We start from the raw sequence: 1,163 nt of genomic DNA, 5'->3' as shown, positions 1-1,163 counted from the left end.
ATGACGGACGTAGTGATCGTATCGGCCGCGCGGACCGCGGTCGGCAAATTCGGCGGTTCGCTCGCGAAGATCGCGGCACCGGAGCTGGGGGCGACGGTGATTCGCGCGGTGCTGGAGCGTTCGGGCGTGAAGCCCGAGCAGGTGAGCGAAGTGATCATGGGCCAGGTGCTGGCGGCGGGCTCGGGGCAGAACCCGGCGCGCCAATCGCTGATCAAGGCCGGCCTGCCGACCGCGGTGCCGGGCATGACGATCAACAAGGTGTGCGGCTCGGGCCTGAAGGCCGTGATGCTGGCGGCGAACGCGATCGTGGCGGGCGACGCGGACATCGTGATCGCGGGCGGCCAGGAAAACATGAGCGCGGCGCCGCACGTGCTGCCGGGCTCGCGCGACGGGTTCCGGATGGGCGACGCGAAGCTGGTCGACACGATGATCGTGGACGGCCTGTGGGACGTGTACAACCAGTACCACATGGGCATCACGGCGGAGAACGTCGCGAAGGAATACGGGATCACGCGCGAGGAGCAGGACGCGTTCGCGGCGCTGTCGCAGAACAAGGCGGAAGCCGCGCAGAAGGCCGGGCGCTTCGATGCGGAGATCGTGCCGGTGTCGATTCCGCAGCGCAAGGGCGAGCCGCTGCAGTTCGCGACCGACGAGTTCGTGCGTCACGGCGTGACGGCGGAATCGCTGGCGGGGCTGAAGCCGGCGTTCTCGAAGGACGGCTCGGTGACGGCGGCGAACGCGTCGGGGCTGAATGATGGCGCGGCGGCGGTGCTGGTGATGTCGGCGCAGAAGGCGGCGGCGCTGGGCCTGACGCCGCTTGCGCGGATCAAGGCATACGCGAACGCGGGCGTGGATCCGAGCGTGATGGGCATGGGTCCGGTGCCGGCCTCGCGCCGCTGCCTGGAGCGTGCGGGCTGGACGCCGGGCGACCTGGACCTGATGGAAATCAACGAGGCATTCGCGGCGCAGGCGCTGGCGGTGCACAAGCAGATGGGCTGGGACACGTCGAAGGTGAACGTGAACGGCGGGGCGATCGCGATCGGTCACCCGATCGGCGCGTCGGGCTGCCGGATTCTGGTGACGCTGCTGCACGAGATGGTCAAGCGCGATGCGAAGCGCGGGCTGGCGTCGCTGTGCATCGGCGGCGGGATGGGCGTCGCGCT

The 1,163-nt window shown here is 69.6% G+C and carries 1 protein-coding gene; it reads left to right on the top strand.

Annotation, left to right across the window (positions count from 1 at the left end):
• A partial coding sequence (locus DIE08_RS35225; protein WP_148096102.1) for an acetyl-CoA C-acetyltransferase occupies window positions 1-1,163 on the top strand: 1,163 nt, incomplete at both ends.

Origin of the sequence: Burkholderia sp. Bp9004, from assembly GCF_003858025.1 — a bacterium.
GTDB lineage: Bacteria > Pseudomonadota > Gammaproteobacteria > Burkholderiales > Burkholderiaceae > Burkholderia > Burkholderia diffusa.
The sequence above is the reverse complement of the archived record's forward strand: the minus strand, read 5'-3'. Positions and strand labels throughout refer to the sequence as shown.